General features: G+C 70.8%; 16 protein-coding genes and 4 pseudogenes. 5 read left to right on the forward strand and 15 right to left on the reverse strand.

Features of this window, described 5'->3' with window-relative positions; genetic code table 11:
- Positions 1 to 91: 91 nt before the first annotated feature.
- The 4 genes and pseudogenes from ACZ6ZQ_RS24060 to ACZ6ZQ_RS24075 form a co-directional block, all read right to left on the reverse strand.
- Positions 92 to 1,720 carry a hypothetical protein gene (locus ACZ6ZQ_RS24060; RefSeq protein WP_469770563.1) on the reverse strand — a complete coding sequence of 543 codons (1,629 nt, stop codon included), beginning with the start codon at positions 1,718 to 1,720 and terminating at the stop codon, positions 92 to 94.
- Between the two features lie 125 nt (positions 1,721 to 1,845).
- Positions 1,846 to 2,091: pseudogene (locus tag ACZ6ZQ_RS24065) on the reverse strand (Lrp/AsnC ligand binding domain-containing protein); the annotation flags it as partial.
- Between the two features lie 94 nt (positions 2,092 to 2,185).
- Positions 2,186 to 3,401 (reverse strand): annotated as a pseudogene (locus ACZ6ZQ_RS24070) (aldehyde dehydrogenase family protein); the annotation flags it as partial.
- A 342-nt stretch (positions 3,402 to 3,743) separates the two neighbouring features.
- Positions 3,744 to 5,300: an MFS transporter gene (locus tag ACZ6ZQ_RS24075; protein ID WP_469770564.1), complete on the reverse strand. Its 1,557-nt coding sequence runs from the start codon at positions 5,298 to 5,300 to the stop codon at positions 3,744 to 3,746.
- A 115-nt stretch (positions 5,301 to 5,415) separates the two neighbouring features.
- Here ACZ6ZQ_RS24075 and ACZ6ZQ_RS24080 point away from each other — a divergent pair, with 115 nt between their 5' ends.
- Positions 5,416 to 5,832, forward strand: coding sequence for a MarR family winged helix-turn-helix transcriptional regulator (locus ACZ6ZQ_RS24080; RefSeq protein WP_469770565.1), 417 nt, complete (start codon positions 5,416 to 5,418; stop codon positions 5,830 to 5,832).
- Here ACZ6ZQ_RS24080 and ACZ6ZQ_RS24085 read toward each other — a convergent pair.
- Positions 5,789 to 6,700: pseudogene (locus ACZ6ZQ_RS24085) on the reverse strand (transposase); the annotation flags it as partial. The gene ACZ6ZQ_RS24080 and the pseudogene ACZ6ZQ_RS24085 sit on opposite strands and share 44 nt — an antisense overlap.
- Before the next feature lie 202 nt (positions 6,701 to 6,902).
- On the opposite strand from ACZ6ZQ_RS24085, the gene ACZ6ZQ_RS24090 reads away from it, so the two are divergent.
- A complete protein-coding gene (locus tag ACZ6ZQ_RS24090) occupies positions 6,903 to 7,553 on the forward strand; it encodes a class I SAM-dependent methyltransferase (RefSeq protein ID WP_469770566.1) in 651 nt (216 codons plus the stop codon).
- A gap of 475 nt (positions 7,554 to 8,028) precedes the next feature.
- Here ACZ6ZQ_RS24090 and ACZ6ZQ_RS24095 read toward each other — a convergent pair whose 3' ends face one another.
- The 3 genes from ACZ6ZQ_RS24095 to ACZ6ZQ_RS24105 all read right to left on the reverse strand — a co-directional run bounded on the left by ACZ6ZQ_RS24095 (position 8,029) and on the right by ACZ6ZQ_RS24105 (position 9,881).
- Entirely contained in the window at positions 8,029 to 8,517 is a 489-nt protein-coding gene (locus tag ACZ6ZQ_RS24095) for a type 1 glutamine amidotransferase domain-containing protein (protein WP_469770567.1), read from the reverse strand.
- Positions 8,518 to 8,662: 145 nt separating this feature from the next.
- Entirely contained in the window at positions 8,663 to 9,079 is a 417-nt protein-coding gene (locus tag ACZ6ZQ_RS24100; protein ID WP_469770568.1) for a DUF4345 domain-containing protein, read from the reverse strand.
- Between the two features lie 40 nt (positions 9,080 to 9,119).
- A complete protein-coding gene (locus ACZ6ZQ_RS24105; RefSeq protein ID WP_469770569.1) occupies positions 9,120 to 9,881 on the reverse strand; it encodes an SDR family NAD(P)-dependent oxidoreductase in 762 nt (253 codons plus the stop codon).
- Between the two features lie 128 nt (positions 9,882 to 10,009).
- Here ACZ6ZQ_RS24105 and ACZ6ZQ_RS24110 point away from each other — a divergent pair, with 128 nt between their 5' ends.
- Entirely contained in the window at positions 10,010 to 10,702 is a 693-nt protein-coding gene (locus ACZ6ZQ_RS24110; RefSeq protein WP_469770570.1) for a TetR/AcrR family transcriptional regulator, read from the forward strand.
- Between the two features lie 334 nt (positions 10,703 to 11,036).
- On the opposite strand, the gene ACZ6ZQ_RS24115 is transcribed toward ACZ6ZQ_RS24110, so the two are convergent.
- On the reverse strand, positions 11,037 to 11,285 hold the full coding sequence (locus tag ACZ6ZQ_RS24115) for a hypothetical protein (RefSeq protein WP_469770571.1): 249 nt from the start codon (positions 11,283 to 11,285) through the stop codon (positions 11,037 to 11,039).
- Positions 11,286 to 11,754: 469 nt separating this feature from the next.
- The gene (locus tag ACZ6ZQ_RS24120) at positions 11,755 to 13,242 is read right to left on the reverse strand and encodes a long-chain-fatty-acid--CoA ligase (protein WP_469770572.1); all 1,488 of its coding nucleotides are present in this window, start codon (positions 13,240 to 13,242) and stop codon (positions 11,755 to 11,757) included.
- Between the two features lie 149 nt (positions 13,243 to 13,391).
- Here ACZ6ZQ_RS24120 and ACZ6ZQ_RS24125 point away from each other — a divergent pair, with 149 nt between their 5' ends.
- Positions 13,392 to 14,576 (forward strand): PucR family transcriptional regulator, encoded by a 1,185-nt coding sequence (locus ACZ6ZQ_RS24125; protein WP_469770573.1) that lies wholly within the window; start codon positions 13,392 to 13,394, stop codon positions 14,574 to 14,576.
- 188 nt (positions 14,577 to 14,764) lie between these two features.
- On the opposite strand, the gene ACZ6ZQ_RS24130 is transcribed toward ACZ6ZQ_RS24125, so the two are convergent.
- Positions 14,765 to 16,459 carry a DUF885 domain-containing protein gene (locus ACZ6ZQ_RS24130; RefSeq protein WP_469770574.1) on the reverse strand — a complete coding sequence of 565 codons (1,695 nt, stop codon included), beginning with the start codon at positions 16,457 to 16,459 and terminating at the stop codon, positions 14,765 to 14,767.
- A 58-nt stretch (positions 16,460 to 16,517) separates the two neighbouring features.
- On the reverse strand, positions 16,518 to 17,027 hold the full coding sequence (locus tag ACZ6ZQ_RS24135; protein WP_469770575.1) for an Lrp/AsnC family transcriptional regulator: 510 nt from the start codon (positions 17,025 to 17,027) through the stop codon (positions 16,518 to 16,520).
- A gap of 61 nt (positions 17,028 to 17,088) precedes the next feature.
- Between ACZ6ZQ_RS24135 and ACZ6ZQ_RS24140 the strand changes: the two genes are divergently transcribed.
- Positions 17,089 to 18,324, forward strand: a complete 1,236-nt coding sequence (locus tag ACZ6ZQ_RS24140) for a trans-sulfuration enzyme family protein (protein ID WP_469770576.1) — start codon at positions 17,089 to 17,091, stop codon at positions 18,322 to 18,324.
- On the opposite strand, the gene ACZ6ZQ_RS24145 is transcribed toward ACZ6ZQ_RS24140, so the two are convergent.
- From ACZ6ZQ_RS24145 to ACZ6ZQ_RS24155, 3 genes and pseudogenes are all read right to left on the reverse strand, one after another.
- The gene (locus ACZ6ZQ_RS24145) at positions 18,230 to 19,678 is read right to left on the reverse strand and encodes a GNAT family N-acetyltransferase (protein ID WP_469770577.1); all 1,449 of its coding nucleotides are present in this window, start codon (positions 19,676 to 19,678) and stop codon (positions 18,230 to 18,232) included. The two genes, ACZ6ZQ_RS24140 and ACZ6ZQ_RS24145, sit on opposite strands and share 95 nt — an antisense overlap.
- A 76-nt stretch (positions 19,679 to 19,754) precedes the next feature.
- Entirely contained in the window at positions 19,755 to 22,526 is a 2,772-nt protein-coding gene (locus tag ACZ6ZQ_RS24150) for a DUF6493 family protein (RefSeq protein ID WP_469770578.1), read from the reverse strand.
- Positions 22,523 to 23,677: pseudogene (locus tag ACZ6ZQ_RS24155) on the reverse strand (SWIM zinc finger family protein); the annotation flags it as partial. The pseudogene ACZ6ZQ_RS24155 and the gene ACZ6ZQ_RS24150, both read right to left, overlap by 4 nt.

A 23,677-nucleotide genomic window follows, 5' to 3' on the forward strand; every position in this document is an offset into this window, starting at 1 on the left:
CTGGTAGCTCCGCTACAAGGACTTCCGGCCGCCTTGCGATGGCACGCACCGGACGACGCTCCTCGACGGGCAAACATTGCCGGTCGCGGCACTAGCTGCCGTCTTCCACCAAGCAGTCCAGGATCCGCCCGTCCACCGTCCCCACGAGCAGTCTTCGCCGTTCCGCGTCGTAGGTGACGCACAGCGGTGTCACCGCGTGGCCGTGCGCGAGCAGTTGGTGCCGCCAGCGCACGGTGCCCGTCGCCGGGTCGAGGGCTTCGACCTCGCCGGTGCGGTAGGCGACGTAGACCGTCTCCCGGTCGCCGTCCAGGTCGGCCAGGGGGAGGTCCGAGGTGTGCACCCAGGCGGCCGTTCCGTCCGGGATGTGGCGGCGTACGACGCAGGTGCCCTCGCGGGAGTCACGGTACGTCGCGTCCTTCTTGACAGTCCGTCCCGCGTGGACCAGAGCAGTGCCCGATTCGTCCGTCAGCTCGATTCCCGGACCCGACCAGGGGTTGATGTCCGAAGCTGGGTCCCACCGCAGCGGGAACAGCGGAATGAGGCGCGCCGGGCCGTGGGCGCCCGGAGGCTCGATCGCGCAGATCCACTCGCCGTCGTCCGGCGGCCGCCGACAGTCGAGGTAGATCAGCCGCTCACTGTGACGGATGCGCAGCGCCGGGGCGCCCGACCTCCGCCAGGGGAGCATCAGACGAGCCTGCTCCTGGTGGGTGGGCGCCAGCAGCACGATCGGCCATTCCTCCCGCTCCGGTGGCGTTCCCGGGTCCCGAAGCGCAACCCAGCCCTCCGCGTTCGACGCCAACACGGCCCCGAACCCGAGCTCGACGGTGCCGACGCGGTCGCCCGTCGCCGTGGCCACCCGGTGGACCAGCGGCGCGCGGGCGTGAAGCTCACCGGTCGCGGGATCGCGACGAAATCCCCGGTGGCTCACCCAGGCCGACTCCTCGCCGGGGGACACCTCGAGCTGTACGCTCCCCTCTCCCTCGGCGGGCAGCGACCACTGCAACGCACCGGAGGGAAGCCGGCATTCGAGGTCCGTGAACCGGCCGGTCGAGAGCACCCGGCCGTCCCGCAGCGCGGCGACGGCGCGGACGCCCTCCCGTCGCTCCCAGCCCGCCCCCACGGTTCCGGCGAGGTCCCGCAGGATCTCCTCCGCGTGCGGATCGTGGAGCAGGCCGCTCTCGACCCTGGGATGGCGTACGGCCGAGGGGTCGACCAGGCCGGCGGGGGCGGACAGCCAGTCCGCCGCGTCGACGGCCAACTCGAAGCCCTTGCGGAAACCCCCGTCCTTGTCCTCGGGCGAGATCAGCATCGCCAGCCTGCCGTCGTCCAGCCAGCGCAGATGCCGCACCTGACGGGACTTGCTCAGCAGGTCGGTGACCTGGCCGGTCTCCAGATTCAGCAGGAGGAGTTGCCCCTCGTAGTCCCAGGTCCCGTCGTACCGTCCGGTCCCGATCGCCGCGAGCGGCAGCGACGGGTGGACGGCGATCGCGCACACCGAGTACCGGGAGGCAATGATGTGACGGGGGCGCAGGTCCGTCGCCTCGTACACCCCGATCCGGTAGCTCTTCCACGAGCCGCGGCCGCGCCAGTCGACATGGCCGAGAGCGCCCGCCGCGATCACGCAACCGTGCGTCATGTCGGCCACCGCCCACTCGGGCCTGCCGATCTCCGCGAAGGGCTGGTCCCCGAGTATCCGGCTGACGACCAGCGGAATCGTCATGACGTCCCCTCCCCCACGGGCATCTTCGGTGGGCACAGTGTGCCAGGAGACGGCCTGCCGGGCGGCCCGGTGGCGGTGAGCACCGCCCTGCCGGCCCGCGTCGCGCCCGCGGGGTGGGCCGGGCATCAGCGGGTGACGGCCCGCCGCGGCAGAGGCGACGAGTACACGACGCTCGTCGTCACCGAACCGAGCGCGCCGACCTTCCCGGAGACCTCTTCCAGATGCCTCATCGACCGGGCGGCGACCTTCAGCACGAAGCAGTCGTCGCCGGTCACATGGTGGGCCTCGAGGATCTCGGGCGTCGTGGCGAGCAGATCGTGGAACGGCTTGTAGTTGCCGTTCGGATAGCGGAGGCGTACGACCCCCGAGATGTCGCAGCGATCACGCCCGTCCAGAGCATGGAGACCAGCAGGGAACTGGCCCCGCCGTTGGGGCGTGATGTCGACGCCGGTCCACGACGAGGCGCACGGCGAGGTGGGGCATCGGCAGGCCGAAGTTGAGGCCGCCCGAGGAGGTCTCGGTGGCGAGGCGGGGCTTGGTGGTGTTGTTCTCGGTGAAGGCGTACAGGGCGAGCGGTGTCGCGCTCGGTGATGAACGTGATCGCCTCGTCCAGGTCCGCCACGGTCATGATCGGCAGGATGGGGCCGAAGATCTCCTCCTGCATCACGGGCTCGTCGGGCCGGACATCGGCCAGCACGGTCGGGGCGACGTACGTGTCCGCGCCGTCGGTCTGCCCGCCGGTGACGGTGCGGCCGGAGCCCAGCAGCGCGGTCAGCCGGTCGAAGTGCCGCTCGTTGACGATCCGTCCGTAGGCGTCGGAGGTCTGCGGGTCCTCACCGAACAGCCCCTTGATCGCGACGACCAGGGCCGCCTGCAGTTCGGTAGCGGTGTCCGGGTCGGTCAGGACGTAGTCGGGGGCGACGCAGGTCTGTCCGGCGTTGGCGAACTTCGTCTGCGCCAGGCGCTGCGCGACCGTGGTGATGTCGGTGTCCCGGTCCACGAACACCGGTGACTTGCCGCCGAGTTCGAGGACGAGGGGGGTGAGGTTCTTCGCGGCGGCGGTCATCACGATGCGGCCGACGGTGCCGTTGCCGGTGTAGAAGATGTGGTCGAAGTGCTGCTCCAGCAGCACGGTGGTCTCCGGAGCGCCGCCCTCGACGACCGCGGTCGCGTCGGTGTCGAGATACGCGGGCAGGAGCTCGGCCAGCAGTGCCGAGGTGTGGACGGCGTATTCGGCGGGCTTGATGACGACCGCGTTCCCGGCGGCGAGCGCGCCCGCGACGGGCACCAGGAGCAGATTGATCGGGTAGTTCCACGCCGAGATGACGAGGGCGACACCCAGGGGGTCGAACTGGGTGCGGGCGGTGCTGCCAGGGACTCCGCGCATTGTCACGGGGGCGGGCTGCGGGGCGGTCCACTCCTCCAGGTGCTCCAGATAGTCGTCGATCTCGACGATCGTGGTTTCGATCTCCATGGCGTCGGCCTCGGCGCGGTTCTCGCGCAAGTCGGCGTAGAGGGCGTCGGCTATCGCCGCGCGGTTGTCGGTGAGCAGGTCGCGCAGGCGGGTGAGTTGTTTCCGGCGCCAGGCCAGGGGCTCGGTGCGGCCGGTGCGGAACGTGGCGTGCAGCCGGTCCACTAGGGCGTGTTGCGAAAGTCCCGCCTGGCCCGCGACGCCTGGCACGCACTCCCCCGTAGCCCTTCGGGCACGGGAGGTGTGCCCCCACGCTGCGTTGTCGGACTCATCCACGTACGTCCAGCACGAGGACGATCTCCCCCAGAGCTGCGCCTGGGAGGTGCCCCCACCGCCTTGCGATCGCACGCACCGGACGCCGCGGACCCCGCCCTCCGGGCGGACGGCGCTACTTTCGCAACACGCCCTAGCGCGGTGGCTTCGGCGGTGGTGAAGGTGTCGTCGAGGGTGAAGGCTGCCTTGGTGTCGGTCACAGTCGTGTCCTGTTCGGTTGGGAGGGAAAGCCGGTCGGCAGCCGAGGGAAGGAAAGCCGCGGCCGTGCAGGTGGTGCGGTCAGACCGTGACGGCCGTGCGTCGGGGCGTGGTTTCGCCGTCGCCCGACGGGGCGGGGGTGCCGGTGGCGGGCGAGGGGGACCCGCGGCGGATCGCCAGGCCGACCATGGCCACGCCGATGACCAGCACGAACGCCATACCGGCGAGGGCGAAGCTCAGGGTGTACTGGCTTTCGGCGGGCAGCGCGGGTACCCCGGGGGGCAGGTTGTCGATCGTCTGGGAGGCGAGCAGCGAGGTGACGACCGCGCTGCCGATCGCGCTGCCGGTGGAGCGGGAGATGGAGTTGATGCCGTTGGCGATGCCGGTCTGCTGGTGGGGAACGCCGGCCACGATCAGGGCGGGCATCGCGGCGTAGCCGAAGCTGATGGCAACGCCGACGACCATGCCGGCCAGGATCACCGATGCGGTGGTGTCGTGGGCGAGGGTCAGCCAGGCGAACCCGACGACGCCGAAGACGGCGCCGGCGGCGAGGGTGAGACGCGCACCGATGCGGCGTACCAGCATGCCTCCGAACTGGGCGGCCACAAGCGAGACGAGGGCGGAGGGCAGCAGGTAGACGACGGAGGCGCGCAGGACGGAGGCGCCGAAGCCGTAGCCGGCGATCTCGGAGGGCGTCTGGACGAGGTAGGAGACGCCGATGAACTGCGCGAACATGGCGAATCCGACGAGCAGTCCGGCGACGTTGGTCAACAGCACCGGCCGGTGGACGAACATCTTCATGTCGACCAGGGGGTCGCGGACCCTGCGTTCGACGGCGACCCAGAGGACCGCCGTGACGGCGGCGCCGGCGAACAGGGCGAGGGTGCGGGCCGAGGTCCAGCCCCAGGCGTGACCCTGCGAGATGGGCAGCAGGATCAGCACGAGCAGCAGGGCGAGGCCTGCGGCGCCGGGCCAGTCGGTGCGCCCGCCCGTCCGGGTGCGCGGCGCGGGGACGACGACCGCAACCGCGATCAGGGCGGCGACGGCGAGCACGGCGGCCAGCCAGAAGACCTGGTGATAGTCGGGGTTGGCACCGGTGGTCAGCAGGCCGGCGCTCACCAGGGCGAGGCCGCTGCCGAACCCGAGCGTCCCGCTGACCAGGGCCATTGCGCCGGGCAGCCGCGCAGGTGCGACCTCCTGGCGCAGCACGGACAGCGCGAGCGGGAAGATCGCGGTGGCGGCGCCCTGCATCACGCGGGCCACGATGAGCCACGGCATCGAACTCGTGGTCGCGGCAAGCACGGATCCGGCGACCATCACCACCAGCACGCCGAGCAGAGTCGGCTTCGTGCCGCGCTGGTCGCCGAGGCGGCCCAGCAGCGGCGTGAAGACCGCGGCTGACAGCAGCGTGGCGGTGGTGACCCAGCTGACCTGGGCTGTGGTGGCGCCGAGGTCGTTCTGGATGATGCCGAGGATCGGGATGACCAGGGTCTGCATCATCGACACGACCATGGCGGCGAGGCCCAGCACCAGGACGAGGCTGAGGCTGCCGGTGCGGCGTTCCGGCGCGGTGGCAAGGGAGGACTTCACGGTCTTCTTTCCGGTGGAAGGCTGTGGTTGCCCGAAGGGCGGAAGCATCGATGGTGGAGGAGTCAAACCATTGAGGTACTCGATGCTTGAAGGCATCAAACAATATGGCGCCGGTAGATGTCAAAGGTTGAGGTGCTCAAGCTTTGGGCGGTACTCTCGACGCATGCCACCCATCCCGTCCAAGACGCAGCTCATGGAGCTGCTCGCTCATTCGGTCAGTACGCACTACGCCGACTTCACGGCCGCGGCCGCCGACATGGGCCTTACCTCCAGCCAGGCAAAGACCCTCACGGTGCTGCGACGCGCGCCTGCCTCGATGCGCTCGCTCGCGACCACCCTCGCCTGTGACGCGTCGAACATGACCGGGATCATCGACCGACTCGAAAAGCGCGACCTGGTCCACCGCGAAGTCAGCACCACCGACCGTCGCGTGAAGAACGTCGCCCTCACTGAGGCGGGCCAGAAGGCGATCGACACGATCCGCGAGCGGATGGAGCAGACGCAGACAGGCCTGGACAAACTGTCCGACGAAGAGCGCGCCGAGCTCTTCCGCCTGCTGACGGTCGTATTCCCGCGCTGATGTGCGCAGGTGTTGTTCTGTCGAGCAGTCGAGCAGTCGAGCAGTCGAGCAGTCGAGCGGTCGAGCTGTGACTGACGCGCCGACCAGGCCTCCCCCGAGTGGCCTTCGTACGCAGGCGGACGGTGGTGAAGGTGGACTCGATGCGGTTGGCCGTCCGCAGACGGATCAGTGTTCGGCGGGGAAGCTGTAGAGCGCCGGCAGCTCGGCCTCGTCGTCGGTGATCTTCTTGACCGCCCTGGGGGACTTCGCGCCGTAGAGCCAGGCGAACGTCTTGATCGCCTGGTGCGCAACGTCGCGGCCCTCGGCGTTGTGGATGCCGTGAAGCGCATTGCGAGTGCCGGGCCGGGCCGACTTCGGTGAAGTGTTGAGCACGTTGGCTGTCTTTCGAACCCAGCACCTTTGATGTCGGGAGGAAGACCTCGCCCAGGGCCTTCCAGAAGCCGAGAGCCTCATCGCCGACTGCGAGGACCGGGGCCTGCATGCCCGGCGGGCACAGTCGCGCAGCAAGTCCGCCCTCTGCCCAGGACTCGCCCGATTCGCGGTAGCCGTTCCTGAGCGCGACCAGCTCCTTGGTGCCGTCCGCGCGCGTACGCCGACAAGGACGAGTACGCAGGCTTTGGCCTCTTCCAGGTGGACGTTGAGGTGCATGTCGGCGACCCACACACGTAGTCGACCTCCGTGAGGTCGCGGTCAAGAGCGCGGCTTGGTCGGCCTTCCGCTGCTCGTCGTCAGAAGGGCGACCTCGGCCGGCGACAGCCCGGCCGAACCGCCAGGAAACTGCTCCAGCGCGGGCACAAAGCTGCCGGAGGGCGGGTCGCGCACATAGAGCAGCGGCAGCGTCGCGCTGTTCTTCGGGCTTGCGGCACCACTGGGTCTTCTGCGCCGGTGGTGGACGGGTGAGGGACCTCTCAATCGGGTTGACGAGTGGCGCGAGGGCGCCGGGGGGAGCTATCGTTCGGAAGGTAGAACGACCGGTCTTTCTGTCAGCCCGCGCCCACGGGACCCCACCGCACATTGCCCCTTCACGCCGACACGATCGACCCTCCGCACTCCCCGACAAGGGCATCTACATGACCACCAGCACCGCGCACCGCACAGCCCGGCACTGCCGTCTCTGCAAGCCTTCGCAGGAGCCCAGCGACTACACCCTGTTCCTGCGGCAGTGGGTGCGCTCACCGGCCCGCATGGGGGCCATCGCGCCCAGCTCGCGGCACCTGGCCGAGGCGGTCTGCGCCCCGGTGCCCGAACGCGGCGAGCCCGTCGTGGTGGAACTAGGTGCCGGCACCGGACCGTTCACCGCCGAGATCCAGCGCCGGCTCGGCGGCCGCGGCCGCCACCTGGCCGTCGAGATCGATCCAGTCCTCGCCCAGCGCCTGCGCCACCGCCACCCGGGGGCGGAGGTGATCCAGCGCGACGCCGTGCACCTGCGCCACCTGCTGGATGAGCGCGGCATCGAGAGCGCCGACGTTGTGGTCAGCGGCCTGCCTTGGGCACTCTTTCCCTCCGCCACCCGACACCAGCTCATGGACGCGGCAGCCGCGGTGCTCGCCCCGGCGGGTGCCTTCACCGCGTTCACCTACCTCCACGCCGTTCCCCTCACCCCCGCCCGTCGGTTCCGCGAGCTGCTGGCCAACCGCTTCGAAGAAGTCGTCCCCAGCCGCACCATATGGCGCAACACACCCCCGGCCTTCGTCCTCCACGCCCGCAGACCGCGCCCATGACCCCCTCTTCCCTCGTGGTCGAAGCCCTCTGGGGGAACGGGGTGGTTCAGCCGAGTCGAGGGAGTGCTCGGCCTCGTTACGCTTCCACGGCGTGCCTCCGGCGAGGCCGAGACTGAGGCGATCAATGGCGGGCGGGATGCCACTTGGGATCACGATGATGATGTGCCAATGCCGCCGGAACCGGGGCAAGTTCGCCATCGCGGCGTTCAGCGCCGGAGACACAGCTCGGCCCCGGAATCCAAGGCTCCGCGCACGACGTCGGCGGACTGCTGCTTGCCAACCTGCTCGTCGGCGTCTTCGGGACGAGCGCGCCGACTGTGCTTCTCGGGCCGCTTCCGGCGCGCACCACTCAGGCGTCACTTCGTGCGCGACGGCGCGTCGGCGTTACGCGGTGTCGGGGTTGAACAGGACGATTCTGCCGATGTGGTGGGCGTCCAGGATCCGGTGCGCCTCGGCAGCCACATGCCGCGGTCTCCTAGAGCCCGGTTGATCGGGCGGCGGCCCGCAGATACAAGGCACCGAGAACCAAGTCGCTGACGGCCTTGGTGGACACCGGGTTCTGGCCCGTGATCAGGCGGCCGTCACGCACGGCATGCGGCATCATCGGGACAGTGGAGCGCAGATACTTGGCTCCCTTCGCGCGCAATTCGTCCTCCAGAAGGAACGGCACCCTGCTCTTCACGCCGGCCAGTCTTTCCTCGACCGTCGCGAAGCCTGTGACGGTGCGGTTCTGTACGAGCGGGTTCCCGTCGGCGTCTTGGAGGTTGATGAGGGCGCAGGCGCCATGGCAGACGGAGGAGACGATGCCGCCGCCGGCGTAGATGGCCTGGGCCGTTCGCTGCAAGTCAGCACTGTCGGGAAAGTCCCACATGGATTGGTCACCACCGCCAGAATCTTCTTCTGTCTCACGTTTCCCCACGTCTCCTTTGTCGGCCAACTGCGCATTCGGGTCGGGGGCGACCAAGACGAACTCCTCGTCGGCGAGGAGTACGGCGTGCAGCGTCCGTCTGCAGGGCCGCTGAGGGGCGACCTGTTGAGCCGCCCCAGCGGCCCGAGGCCCACTTCGACGCACCTTGCCTCATACCGATCTGCCGCCCGGGATCGGTGCCTCAGGCGGCGACCGGCACTCGTCTGGATCTGAGTGCGGTGGAGTGCGCCCAGAGGATGACGATCGGGAGGATGAACTCCAGGAAGGCGGAGGCGAGGAAGCCTCCCGCCGGGCTGGGCATGCCGTCCTGGGCGAAGGAGACCAGCCGCCCGACGCCTCCGAGGAGGATCGGGACTGCCAGGAAGTAGACGAGTACTCCCTGCCGGCGGATCGTTGCCGCCGCCCAGGCGAACAGGGGTGCCCAGCCGATGTAGACGCCTGCCAGGAAGCGGCGCGTGTTGTCCGCGTCCGCCGCGCCCGCTGGGCCTCCCTGCGCCAGTTGCTGCAGGCCGTCTCCGAGCGCGATGGCAGTGGCCAGCAGCAGGCAGACACGGACGATGGTGTTGGCTGCTGCGACAGGGGTGCCGACCGTCATCATGACTCCCTGCTTGTCTCGGAGTTGGCCACGGGCTTGGTGTTCAGGCCTGCTCGGTGGGGCGTACGAGCAGCTCGGCGACGGCCATGTGCCGGGGGCGGGTGACGATGTATCCGACGGTGTCGGCGATGTCCTGGCTCTGCAGCCGCTCGATGTCGCCGAGGGCGGCGACGATGTGCTGCTGGATGACGTCGGGGTTGTGCGTGCGCAGTTCGGTGTCGACGCTGCCGGGCTCGATGACGGACACGCGGACGTGCTGGCGTGCCAGTTCCTGACGCAGGGCCTCGCTGAAGGCACCGACGCCGAACTTGGTGGCGCTGTACACGGCGGACATGGCGTAGGCGTTGCGGCCGGCGAGCGAGCCGATGTTGACGATGTCGGCGACCTGACGCGGCTGTTCGGCGGCGGCCTTGATCAGGTGGGGGACGGCCGCGTGGGCGGTGTACATCAGGCCCATGAGGTTGATGTCGATCATGCGCCGCCAGTCGTTCAGGTCCGCACCGGGGGCGGGCCCGAGCAGCATGAGGCCGGCGTTGTTGACCAGCGTGTCCAGGCGGCCCAGGTTCTCGACGGTCCGCTCGACCGCTTCCGTGGCGGCCTGGGCGGTGGTGATGTCGGCGGGCACGACCAGGGCCTTGCCGCCGGCGTTGGAGATTTCGGCGGCGAGGTCGGTGAGCCGGTCCTCACGCCGGCCGACCAGGGCCACGGAGGCGCCCTCGCGGGCAAGCTCCAACGCGGTGGCGTGGCCGATACCGCTGGAGGCTCCGGTGACCAGGGCGACGGTTCCTTCAAGACGACGATTCATGGGTTCAAACCTTTCGATGAACGGCCACGCTGCTGCGGGCCGTACGGGGCAGGGGGAGGAAAGCCCTATGGGTGGGGCCGTACGGGGGTGGAGGCCGCTCAAGGCAGGGCCGAGGGCACAATGGGGAAGTGAGCAGCACTGGGCAGAAGAGCACCGACGCCATGCGTCAAGAGACCAAGACCGAGGGAGAACTACCGCCCCGCGAACGCCTGGTCCGGGCCGCGTCCCGGCTGTTTTACTACGAGGGCGTCCGCGCGATCGGCGTGGAGCGGCTTATCGCCGAGGCCGGGGTGACGAAGGCGACCTTCTACCGTCACTTCGCCTCCAAGGACGACCTGGTCGTGGCCTACCTGCTGACCAAGGACGCCTACTACAAGGAGGTGGCCGAACCACTGGCCGCAGGGCACCCGCCCGCGGAAGCGATCGACCTGATCTTCGAGGCGATCGCCGAGCACGCCCGCGAGCGCGGATTTCGCGGCTCGCCGTTCCTGAACGCGGCCGCCGAATACCCGGACGCCGACCATCCTGTCCGTGGCCTGGTGGCGTCCCACCGGGACTGGATCCGCGCCCTTTTCCAGGATCTGCTCACCCGGCTTGGCCACGCCGACCCGGAGTCGGCCGCCGGTGCGCTGCTGATGCTGTACGACGGCGCGATGGCCGCCGGCTACCTGGACGACTCGACGGCCGCCCACAAGACCCTGCTGAACGCGGTCCGGTCATCCGATCGGACGGCTGATCCCAGCAGGACCGCGCGAAACAGTGGCCCTGTGCGAGGCCCCGGCCAAGCCGGGGCGCGGGTTGCTTTCATGGGAACTTTTTGATCTCTCTTCGACGTGCGCCGGGGCCTACCAGCAGTTCTCTGCATGGAGGCAGTCCCGACCGTGACGGCCGAGAGGCCATTGCACCAGAGGTAGGAAGACCGGTCATTCTACCTCTCGACGATAACTCTCCTGGCGTCCACGCGCCAGCGGGTGGCCCGTGTGTGGGATCCCTCACGGGCTGAGAAACAGGGGCACAACCCTGCCCGGATCCGCTGGGAGCATGCCCGTTCTCCTGCCCGCGTCCCGGCCCGGAAGGCCAGGCGTAGTCGCAGCGGACAGTTCCCGGCGGGATACCGCGGCGGACCCGGACCTCGTCAACGGCCTGGAGATACGGTCAGTGCGGCAGCCCTTGCGGCCACACCAGGAGCATCCCGGGCGGATCAAGAGTCAAGGAGTTCCACCTCCACGAGCGGCCGGCGGCCGGCAGACGCGGCGGAAGACGGCGGCGGGTCCGATGCCGCCCGGGCCCGAACCTGTCGCGGCCGCGGTCGATGGCCGTTTCGGCTCCCGGACGGGCCTCGCGGACGTCATGGAGGCTGATCTGCTCGGAGACCTGGTCGGCGCTGATGAGGTCCTCGTCCATCAGCTAGGCCCTGTCCGGGCGATCTTGTCGGGGCCGCGACGCCGGCTACGGCACCTCGCTGCGTTGTCGGAGTCGCCCAAGTACGTCCCGTACGAGGGCGATCTCCCCCAGCTACCGCTGGGAGGTGCCCCCACCGCCTTGCGATGCGTCCCCTCGGCCCTCCGGGCCTGGGGAGACCCCATGCATCTGACGCCGCGGCCTGGTCCTCGAAGATCGCCCGGACAGGACCTAGGCGATCACGCGCAGGTCGTCGTCGTGCGCGGACGGCTCGGTGAGGCGCGGGTCCTCTCTTAGCTGCTGCTGCCGGCGAAGGGAGCAGTACGATGTGGTCAGGGGAGGGCACTGGTACCCGAACAGGCGTAACGGCTCTGCCCAGTTGCCTGTTGCCGCCGTATGCCGGGGAGCCGTCGAGAACCCGGGAACGCGTCGGCGTTGCTGCTCGTCACCCGGCTGAGTCACCCACTTCGACTCACCCGGCCGGCGCGCTGATCTCCCTTTTGAGGATCTTGCCGCTGGGGCCGGTCGGCAGCGTGTCCACGAGCCACACCTCGCGCGGGTACTTGTACGCCGCCACCCGCTCCTTGACGAACTGCCGGAGCTCGTCGGGCGTGGCCTGTGCCGTCGGGCGCAGCACCACCGCGGCCGCGATCTCCTCGCCCAGATGCGCGTCGGCCACGCCCACCACCGCGGCCAGCGCAACGGCCGGGTGCTCGTGGAGCACCTCCTCGATCTCGCGCGGGTAGACGTTGTAGCCGCCGCGGATGATCATGTCCTTCTTGCGGTCGACGATGTACAGGTAGCCGTCCTCGTCCTGGCGCGCGAGGTCGCCGCTGCGCAGCCAGCCATCCGGGATGGCGGCCGCCGTCTCCTCCGGGCGGTTCCAGTACCCCTTCATCACGTTCGGCCCGCGGACGGCCAGTTCGCCGATCTCGCCGGGAGCCACGTCCTGGCCCTGGTCGTCGAGGAGTCGCACCTCCACGTCCTTGATCGGGGTGCCGATGGACCCGGCCTTGCGCGGCCGGTCAGGGTGGTTGAAGGTGACCACCGGACTCGTCTCGGACATGCCGAAGCCCTCCAGCACCACACAGCCGAAGCGCCGCTCGAAGCCGTGCAGGATCTCCACCGGCAGCGAGGCTCCGCCGGAGACGCACATCCGCAGCGTGGACACGTCGGCCTCCGACGGGTGCTGGAGCAGCGCCGCGTACATGGTCGGTACGCCCTCGAAGATCGTCGCCCGGTCGCGGGCGATGGCGTCCAGCACGGTTTGCGGGTCGAAGCGGGGGATCAGGGTGAGCGAGGCACCGGCGCGGACGGTCACGCTCATCGTGCAGATCTGGCCGAAGATGTGGAACAGCGGCAGACAGCCCACGACCACGTCCTGCGCCGTCATCCGCTGCACATCGACCGCGTTGACCTCGGTGTTGTGCCGCAGCCCGGCGTGGGTGAGCGTGGCGCCCTTGGGGCGGCCGGTGGTGCCGGAGGTGTACAGCAGCACGGCCACGTCCTCGCCGTCCGGCTGGCTCACCTCCGACAGCGGCTCGTGACCGGCCAGCAGGCCCGCGAAGCCGGCGGGCTCGACGGCCATGTGCCGCACTCCGGCGGCGGCCGCGCCCTGCGCGCCCTCGCCGGGGGCCTGGTACCACTCGAAGAGCGTCTTGGCGCCCGAGTCGCGCAGGTGGTACTCGGTCTCCCGGGTCTTCAGCAGCGGGTTCATCGGCACGACGACCGCTCCGGCGCGCAGCACGCCGTAGTACAGGACGACGAACTCGGGAACGTTGGGCAGCATCAGTGCGACCCGGTCTCCCGGCCGTACGCCCTCAGCCCGCAGCAGCGCGGCGGCGCGGGCGCTGCGCTCGTCGAGCTCCGCGTAACTGATGACCTGGCCCCCCAGTCGCAGCGCGGGGCGTTCCGGCTGTCGCCGTGCCGTCTCCACCAGGAACTCCGCCAGATTGGCCATGGCCGCCTCCACGAACGTCGCCGTCGAAATCCGCTGTTCACGTTGACGACATCGTGCAGATCTCCGCGGCGACGGCCTATGTGTGGCATGACAGCGTCTGCCCTCCCGGATTGTTACCGGGGACAAAACAGGGGCGTTACGCTGCGGGAATGAACTTTTCAGGGGTGGTCTCGGCGCTTCAGGCGAGGCTGCCGGAACTGGGCGAGCGGATGGCGCAGCGCATCCGCTCGGACGTCGATGCCTACAAGGACGAATCGCTGATCCCCTTCGACTCGCTGCGCCGCTCGTGCACCGCCAACGCGGACCTGCTCCTGCACCAGCTCAGCCGTGCGCGCGCGCAGGACCCGAGCCCGGCCCGGGAGACCGGCCGCCTCCGCGCCGAGCAGGGCGTGCCGCTGGCGGACACCCTGCACGCGTACCGGATCGGCTTCGAACTCCTGTGGACGGACATCCTCGCCGAGGCACGCACCCATCCCGAGGTCACCGACACCCAACTGGTGTCCCGGTCCGCGGAGTTCTGGGCCCTGTTCGGCCGCTACGCGGAGGCGGTGGCGGCGGCCTACCGGGAGACGACCGCCGAGCTGACCTCGCGGCGTCAGGCGCGCCGCTCGGCACTGGTGGAGGCGCTGTTCACCGGCGTCATCGCCGACCGCACGCTGTGGGAGGCCGCCCGCGAGCTGGGGCTGCCCGACCGCGGGCCCTACGTGGTCGCCGCGGCGGCGGCCGACGCTCCCGGTGAGGAGCCGCTGGCGGGGACGGAAGCGGCGTTGCGTCAGGCCCAGGTTCATTTCGCCTGGCGGCTGCTGCCCGACCAGCAGATCGGTCTGGCCGCCCTGCCCACGGCGACGGCGGAGAGCACCTGCCTGCGCATCCTGCGCCGCGCGGGCGCCCGCGTAGGTGTCAGTCCGTGCTTTCACTCGCTGCGGGACACCCCCCAGGCGCTGCGCTTCGCCCGGCTGGCTCTGGCCGGCCTCCAGGGCACCGGCCCCGGCGTCGCGCGGTTCGACGACAATCCGCTGGCCATGGTCGTCGCCGCCGCCCCGGCCGAGGCGGCGCACCTCGTGGAGGTGGTCCTCCAGCCCCTGCTCGATCTCCCGGCCGCGGAGCGTTCCCGTCTCCTGGAGACCCTGGAGCACTGGTACGCCGCCGCCGGCTCCGCCACGGACGCGGCGCGGAGTCTCTTCGTCCACCCCAACACCGTCCGCTACCGGCTGCGCCGCGTCGAGGAGTTGGCGGGCCGCTCCCTGTCCGATCCGCGAGCGGTGGCGGACATCGGCGCGGCGCTCCTGGCAGTCCGCCGGGTGGGCGCGTCATTCAGCGACGTCACGCAGTAACTCGACTGCGGGCCGAGTGGATCACGGGCCAGGTCATCGACCCAGGGGCGGCTTCAGGCGTTCATGAGCAGCGCTGCCGCGCACGGGGCAGCGCGCTCATGTCCCGGCTCGCACGAGCTGAGCACCCGCGGCGCGTGCGAGAGCCGGAACCGCGGCGTGCCTGAGGACACGCCGCGGAACGAGGAACCTCAGAGCTTGGACAGCTCGTCCACGAGATCGTCGAGGCCCAGCGGCCCCTGCGACAGCGCCGCCATGTGCCAGGCCTTCGCGTCGAAGGCGTCACCGTGCGCCGCCCGCGCGTTCTCGCGGCCCAGCAGCCAGGCCCGCTCGCCCAGCTTGTAGCCGATGGCCTGGGCGGGCATGGACAGATAGCGGGTCAGTTCGCTCTCGACGAAGTCCGCGGGCCGTCCGCTGTGCCGGCCGAAGAACTCCTCGGCCAGATCCGGGGTCCATCGCTCCCCGGGGTGGAACGGGGAGTCGGCCGGGATCTCCAGCTCCAGGTGCATGCCGATGTCCACGATGACCCGGCAGGCCCGCATCATCTGTGCGTCCAGATAGCCGAGCCGGCGCTCCGGGTCGGGCAGGAAGCCCAGTTCGTCCATGAGCCGCTCCGCGTACAGCGCCCAGCCCTCCGCGTTGGCGCTGACTCCGCCGACGGTCGCCTGGTAACGGGAGAGCTGGTCGGCGACGTGCGCCCACTGCGCGATCTGCAGATGGTGGCCCGGCACACCCTCGTGGTACCAGGTGGAGACCAGGTCGTACACCGGGAAGCGGGTCTCGCCCATGGTCGGCAGCCAGGTCCGGCCGGGCCGCGAGAAGTCTTCGGAGGGGCCGGTGTAGTACGGGGCGGCGGCGCCGCCGGGAGGGGCGATACGGGACTCGACCACGCGGACCCGCTCGGCGAGTTCGAAGTGGGTGCCGTCGATCGCCTCGATCGCCTCGTCCATCAACTTCTGCAGCCACACACGGACTTCTTCGACGCCCTCGATGTGGGTGCCGTGCTCGTCGAGGTGGGCCAGCGCCTCCCAGGGCCCGGAGCCGGGAAGGATCTTGTCCGCTTCGGCCTTCATCTCACCGAGCAGCCGGTGGTATTCGGCCCAGCCGTAGGCATACGCCTCGTCGAGGTCGAGCTCCGTACCGTTGAAGTAGCGCACCCAGCGGGCGTACCGCTCGCGGCCCACCGTGTCGGGGGCGCCCTCCACCGCCGGCGCGTAGACCTCGCTCATCCAGTCGCGGAGTGCGACGACGGACTCCGTGGCCACGTGTGCGGCGTTGTCGAGTTCGGCGCGCAGTTCGTCCGGCCCTGCCGTGACGAACTCCTCGAACCAGGCGCGTCCGTCCGCGGCCGTCGCGCCCGACCAGTCGCCGAGCTGGGTGATGAACGACGCCGTGGCTCGCGGACCGGCCGCCAGCTTGCGTTCAAGACCCAGCGCCAGCGACGCGCGGTAGCCCTCCAGAGCGGCCGGGACCGCACGCAGCCGCTCCGCGACCGCCGCCCAATCCTCCTTCGACCCGGTGGGCATCACGGTGAACACAGTGCGCACAGCGTGGGCGGGGGAGCGCAGATTGCTGACGGTGCGCAGCCCCTCCTCGGCCTCGTGCACGGCCAGTTCGGCCGTGAGCCGCTCGCGCAGGAGGCGCCCGCAGCGCCGCTCCGCGTCCGACCCGGCGCCGGGCTGCTTCTCTGCCTTGTCGAGCTGTACGAGCGTCGCACGGGCGAGATCGGCCACGGCCTCCTGGCCGGCCGGGGAGAAGTCGGGGAGGCGGCTCGCGCTCGCCGGGACTCCCAGGTAGGTACCGGTGATCGGATCGAGGTCGATGAGTGCGTCGACGTAGGCGTCGGCGACCTGGCGGGGCAGCGCGCTGCTCGGTGTCTCTGGCATGTGCTCATCCTGATACGACCGAGGTGCCGCCGTCACCACCGAACGATCTCAGATGGCGTCAGTCGGCTGACAAATGAGCATGCCCGGCGGGCTCCTGACGCGGTGGCAGCAACGGACCGCAGTCCCAGTGCTGGAAGATCAGCCGGGTCTCCACACGGGCGACTTCGCGCCGCGAGGTGAACTCGTCCAGCACCAGCCGCTGCAGATCCGCCGTGTCAGCCACGGCCACATGCACCAGATAGTCGTCGGGGCCCGTCAGATGGAACAGCGCACGTGACTCGGGCAGTGCCCGCACCCGCTCCACGAACGGCCCGATCAGCTCCCTGCGGTGCGGGCGTACCTGGACCGAGAGCAGCGCTTCAAGACCCCTGCCAAGTTTGGCTGGATCCAGTCGGAGCTGATGGCCGAGGATCACGCCACTGCGGCGCATCCGGGCCACCCGGTCCAGACACGTCGACGGAGCGACACCCACCTCCGCGGCAACCTCCCGGTAGGTCGTCCGGGCGTCGTTCTGCAGAACGCGCAGTATGTGCAAATCCACCGGGTCAAGAGCGACAGATTCAGCCATGGCCCGAACGTAACACGGTGCAATCTCGCTACTCGCCGGTAATTGTTCAGAGTGCCGGGCCATGGACTACCCCGCCTCGATCGCCCCCATGCCCGCAACCAGGGCGCTTGCCACCGAAGCCGTGCACGCCGGCCGCGAGGATCTCGTGGAGCTCGGCCTGCATGCCGTACCGATCGACCTGTCGACCACCTACCCGTCGCACGACGTCGCGGCGGAGGCCGCGCGCATCGACGCCTTCGCCGCGACCGGCGGCCGGCTGGAGGGTCCGCCGGTCTACGCCCGGCTCGACAATCCCACGACGGCCCGCTTCGAGACGGCGCTGGCCCGGCTCGAAGGGACCGCGAGCGCCGTGGCCTTCGCCAGCGGCATGGCGGCCCTCACCGCGGTGCTCCTGGTCAGGGCCTCGATGGGGCTGCGCCACGTGGTGGCGGTCCGGCCGCTGTACGGATGCAGCGACCACCTCCTGGACGGCGGGCTGCTCGGCACCGAGGTGACCTGGACCGACCCGGCGGGAGTGGCGGCCGCGATCCGGCCGGACACCGGGCTGGTCATGGTCGAGACACCCGCCAACCCGACGCTGTCCGAGACCGACATCAGGGCGCTCGCCCACTCCTGCGGCTCCGTGCCGCTCCTCGTCGACAACACCTTCGCCACCCCCGTCCTGCAGCGGCCCGTGGAGCAGGGCGCGCGGATCGTGCTGCACAGCGCCACCAAGTACCTGGGCGGGCACGGCGATGTGATGGGCGGCGTCGTCGCCTGTGACGAGGAGTTCGCCGCCGCGCTGCGGCAGGTGCGCTTCGCCACCGGCGGAGTGCTGCACCCCATGGCCGGCTATCTCCTGCTGCGGGGTCTGTCCACGCTCCCGGTCCGGGTACGGGCCGCGTCGACGACCGCCGCCGAGCTGGCCCGCCGGCTCGCCGCCGACCCCCGTGTCGCCCAGGTCCACTACCCGGCGGTGGGCGGCGCGATGGTCTCCTTCGAGGTGCACGGGGACCCGCGCGACGTGATCGGCCGTGTCCGGCTGATCACGCCCGCGGTGAGCCTCGGCAGCGTCGACACGCTCATCCAGCACCCGGCCTCCATCAGCCACCGGATCGTGGCCGAAGGAGACCGGCACGCCGCGGGCGTCAGCGACAGGCTGCTGCGGATGTCGGTCGGGCTGGAGGACGTCGAGGATCTGTGGGCCGATCTGTGCGAAGCCCTCAGTGCTCGCCGCGCCCCCGCTCGTGGGGGAGTGCCTGCGGCAGCTCGTACGGAAGCCGGGAGCGCACGGGCGTCGCGTCCAGCCGGGCGGTGATCACGAGCGTCCCTTCCTCTATCTGGTAGTCGAGCGGGAGGCCGAGCCCGCGCATGGCCGCGACCATGCCCGTGTTGGACGCCTGCGTCACGGCGTACACGCTCTCGCATCCCGCCTCGACGGCCATCCCGACCAGCCGGCCCAGCAGCTCGGAGCCGATGCCGCGGCGCTGCCATTCGTCCTCGATGAGGAGCGCCACCTCGGTCTCGTCGCCGTCCCAGAGCAGGTGACCGAGGGCGACGATCCGGCCGGAGGCCGTCTGAACGGCGAGCGTGCGGCCGAACCGCGGGCTGAGCAGATGGTTCAGATAGCGGTCCGCGTCACCCACCGGGCCGTGGTAGCGCAGGCCCACGGTGCGTGCGGAGCACCGGTCGTGCATCGCCCGGGCGGCGGCGAGGTCGCTCGGGTCGGCCCGGCGCACGGTGATCTCGTTGCCCTCCGGGAGCGTCAGCACATCCTGGCTGCGCGGGATGCGCGGGCCGAGGCGGGCGTCCAGCTCGACCAGGGCGCGCGCCCGGGCGAACTCGGTCGGTGTGAACGGCAGATAGGGCCGCTCGACCGTGATCGTTCCGCCGTTCGGGTCGCGCAGCCGTATCACCGTCTCGTCGAGCACACCTTCGACGGGCGCGTGCCCAGCGGTCGGCCGGCCCGTGAGGGTTTCGGCGGGCAGGGAACGGATCCTGCAGCGGCCGAGCAACTGGCGCAGTGCGAGGGGAAGTTCGGCCGTGTCCAGGGCGGTCCGCGTGGCGAGGCCGAGCAGGCGCGTCGGGGTGTCCACCAGGTCATGCGCGTCGGCGCGCTCGATCCAGGTACTGCTGCCGCCCGCGGCGGCCACCTCCCGGCTGATCTGCTGCGCCTGCAGCGTGGCGGGTGCCCGCAGCAGGAACTCGTCGACCGTCCCGTCCGCGAGGGGGTGGGTCTGGAGCGTGAGGATGTCGACGTGGTGGCGGGCGAGGGCCGTGCACAGCGCCGCGAGACTGCCGGGCGCGTCCCGCACGGTCGTGCGCATCCGCCACAGTGTCGCGCTCTCGCGCGCGCCGGGCTCGTCCGCGGCGGACCGGTCGGAGGCACCTGACGTAGGGACGGTCCCGGAGCGGGCTGCTCCGGGACCGCCGGTATCGACGGTCGGGGGCGCATGGCTGTGGCGTCGCGCCCACCATGTGTGGAACGTGGCCGTGGCGATGAGTGCGACGGCGGAGACGACGAGCAGATAGGGGCCGTCGGGACCGTGGGCGATCATGTTCGCCACGGCGTCTGCGACGGCGACGGCGGTGAACAGGGCGGCCAGCTCGATCAGATCCCGCCGCCAGTGGTGCTGACGGCGGGCCTTCTTCGCGGAAGTCACTTCAGTCATGCAATCACTGTGACCGAAGGGTGTTGCGTGATCACGAACGCTTTGTGACTGACTGGTTAAGCGTGGATCTAGCAGGTTATCGGCTGTTTTCTGCAATTTGTGTCCTGGATTGATCATGGCTGTGACGCAACGCGGTCAGCAGCCGGTTGGCCTGGTTGACCAGCTGCGAGGAGCCGCCTCGCGCGGCCAGCGCGGCGAGCCCGCGCGGCTCCGGTACGCCGCCCGGCTCCTCGGCTGCCCTGCACCGCTCCAGGCAGTCGGCGGCCACGGACAGTATCTCCCCGGTGCCACGCGGTGGGTGACCCGCCTCCAGCAGACCGGGAAGCGCCGCGCCCAGCACCGACCACGTCGTCGCGTACGCACCGGTCGCGGCGGCCGTACGGACCGCGTCCGCCAGCCGGTTGGGCTTGACCGTACCCAGCGAGACGAGCTCGGCAACGTCACGTCCCAGCCGTCCGCCGTCCAGTTGGCCCCGTGCCGCGAGCACGAGCAACGCGTCCACCGCAGAGAGCCGGTCCTCGGCGTGCCGTGCCCCGAGCCCGCAGGCCACCGCCAGGTGCAGGGCCTCACCGGCAGGGCCGCCGGACTCGGCCAGCCGCGGCAACACCAGGGCATTGCCGCGCGCTTCGGAGGTGGCGCAATCCGTCACCTCGGGCAGCAGCCAGGCGGCCAGCGTGTCGCGGTCCTCGGGCATGACCGCAAGCCACTGGGATTCCAGCGCCGACCAGTGACAGCAGCGGCCCTGCCCGGAGTGAGGGCGCCCCAGCCGGTGGAACGGCTGCGGGAATTCGTGCTGGAGAACCAGCCGCTCCCGGGTCTCCAGCACGATGTGCCGTACGGCGGCCCGTGCGCGGTCCCACCAGTGGTGCTGGGACGACGGTCCGGGCTCATGGACACGGCGCAGCAGCGGAGCCGCGTCGCCGTCCGCCCGGAGCCAGGCGGCGAGCCGCTCCCCCTCCCGGGTGCCCAGCGCCGCCGCGGCAACCGCGGTGGCGTCCCTGCCGCTTCCGTCCCGGCGGACGCGCAGCAGCGCCTGGGCGAAGTCGCCGGACGCCGGGTCCGCGCACAGCCGCTGATACGACAGCAGCCGCTCCACGAGCTCGCCCGCGTCCTGCGTCCCGTTCTCCTCGGTCGGTGTGGCGAGGAGGAACGGCAACGGCCGGGGCCTGATCCGGTGGGCGGCCTCCCACAGCCGGTCGTGGACCACGGCATCCAGAGCGAGGTGGGCGCAGTCCGCGGTGGAACCGCCTCGGACCCTCCCGTCGCGCAGGCTCGGCAGTGACACCCGCTCCAGCACGGCGGCCGCGACGACCTCCATTCCGTGGAGCTGCTCTGCGGAGGGCAGCGGCGAGGCGTCCCTGTCCGATGCGTCCGCCGGCCACCAGCTGCCGGCGAGCGCGGCGCGCAGCGCGTCGGCCAGGGCTTCCCTGTCCCGGTAGGAATGCCGCACGAGGCCGTCGAGCGCCCGCTCGAACTCCGGCACGGACAGGGAGCGCGACTTGAGGAGCGCCGCCACGAGCTCGACGGTCTCGGCGACGGTGTCGGGCGCGGGAGCCATCCGCAGGGGGACCGGTGCCGGTGGCAGGGTCTCCTCGTAGTACGGAACGGCCTCGGCACCCAGGAGCTCTTGGCCGAACACTTCGGCGGCGAGCGTCCGGTGCACCGGACTCAACCGGTCCGCGTAGTCGGCCAGTTCCTTGCGCAGACTGTTGTCCATGTCCTCCGCCCGGCGGCCGCGCGCCCGCTTCCGCGCGCCGCTCGACAGATGACGGGCCACCAGCTTGAGCGCACGCTCCTGGACTCCGGTGTCCTCGTGCCCGAACGCCTCGGCCACCACCGGCAGCAGTTCACCAGCTGCCGCCGGCTCGCGCCGCAGCACCTTGCCGATCAGCACCAGCTGGGCGCGGACCAGCTTCTTCTCGGTGCGGAACAGCACCGCGCCGGACATCTCCGCGAGCTGCCCGACCGGCAGTTCACCGGACTCGGCCTGCCGGGCGAGGACTTCCTGGGCATGACCGGCAAGCGGCGACGGCCCGTCCGCGGCCATGGCGATCCAGTCGGCCGTACGGTCCAGTTCCTCCTGCGGAGTCAGCGCCAGTCGCTTCAGCAGGATCAGGAAGAACCGCAACTGACCCGGCCTGCCACCGCGCAGCAGCCGCGCCACGCACCCGTCGACGAGCACGGAGCGTTCCAGCACGCCTTCCTCCGCCAGCCGTGCGAGCGCCGACGGCCAGTGGTTCGGTGCCTCCGGGTCTTCGTACCAGGAGAGAACCGGAGTCGGCTCCACCGTCTCGAACAGACGGGGCACCAGCACCCGCGCATGCGGATCGTTGCGCAACGCCAGCGGGAGCGTGGCCCGTGAGGCGTGCGAAGGCCGGGCCGATATCAGGGACTCCGCCCAGCCGTGCACGAAAGCGTCCGTCGTCGGCACGGGACACTGCGCGATCCGGACCAGCTCCGAGATCAGCGGATAGTCCTCCCCTGGGGTGGACGCCCGGTCCGCGAGCCGGTGAGCCAGATCCCCGAGCCAGGCGGGATCCCGGTCGGCGAGGATATCGAGCAGAACAGTGGTCGGCAGCGGCCTCCAGTTGCGGAGCTCCCGCGCACCCAGCCACGCGGCAGCGGCCGATGCGCCTGTGTGGCATCCGGCGCCCGCGACGAGCAGGGCGTACTGGGCGGCGTCACGCTGTCGCCAGCGGTCCAAGTCCCCGTTCCACCCACGCACCTCTCGGCGCAGGTCCTTCAACTCGACGGCAGCCGCCCGGCGTTCCGCCGCCGTCATCGTCTTCACCAGTCCCGGCACGTCCTGCTTCCGGCCCTTCCGGACGGCGTCCAGGAGCTCCTTCATCGCGCACCTCCCGCGGTCTGCGCGCCGCGCTTCGTCATGCGTACGGCCAGGGCGTGTTTGCACGGGCCGCGGCTGCCCCGGTGGTCGGCCCACCACGTGCACGTGCAGCTGAGCACGCCGTCCGAGTCCCGCAGCTGGTAGCGCCGGTCGCCCGAGGCCACGGTCGCCGTCGCGCCCGCGATCCGTACCGCGCCCGCCGAGACCAGGGCCCGGGCCGCGACCAGTCGCGGATTGTGCCGCTCGGCGCGGTCCGCGTCGTACGGCAGCTCCCGGTGGAAGTACGCCGCGTCCGCGAGGTCGTACCCCACCCGGCCCGCGGTGCCGAGCCGGATGAGGGCGGCACGTACACGCGCCACGCTGAGCCCCGACTGCTCGGCGAGGTCCGCCGGGTCGATCCGGGGCTCCCAGGCCAGCAGGACCGAAATCAGCTCCGCGTCCTCCGCGGCCTCGTCCGTGGCCAGTGCTTCCAGCACGCCGCCCTCGCCCGAGAACCCTCTGGCCGCGTCCGGCGACAGGGTGAGCGTGAGCCTCATACCGGGCAGCGTCACCTCCCACGCACTCGACGTGGCCGCACCGCCGGCCGCCGGCGGCCCGTACACCCGCAGGCCCGTCGCCTGACGCAGCACCCGCTGCAACGCCGTCAGACGCTCCGGCCCGGGCAGGCAGACGGCCCCGGGCCCCGGCCGCGTCGTCGGCCGCAGTGTCCGGCCCGCCGGGACGACCCACATCGCGCCGCGTGACGCGCTGCCCGAGGAGCGAGGCAGCGAGCGGAGGAAGCGCACGGCCTCGGCGGCGCTCAGCTCGGCGCGCAGGTCGAAGCCGGTGGAGACCACCTGCGCCTCCGCGAACCCGCGGAGCCAGCGGTCCGGCAGCGGAACCTTCTTCTCCACCACGGGCCCGTCCAGCGTGGTCACGGCGAACTCGTCGGGCCCGACCCGCAGATGCAGTGGATCGTCCCCCGCGAACCGCGAAAGTGCCTCCCGCAACGGGTTGTTGACATCGACGTTCGTCGTGCCGTGCCCGGTCTCGGCACCGTCCAGGCCTTCCTGGAGCACGTCGAGGCGTGCGTACACCCCACAGCATCCGGAGAACGACTCACATCTCAGCCGGTCTCCGTTGCCCGTGACCACCGGGTCGAGCGAGGCACGCAA

This window comes from Streptomyces sp. NPDC053673, assembly GCF_055585225.1.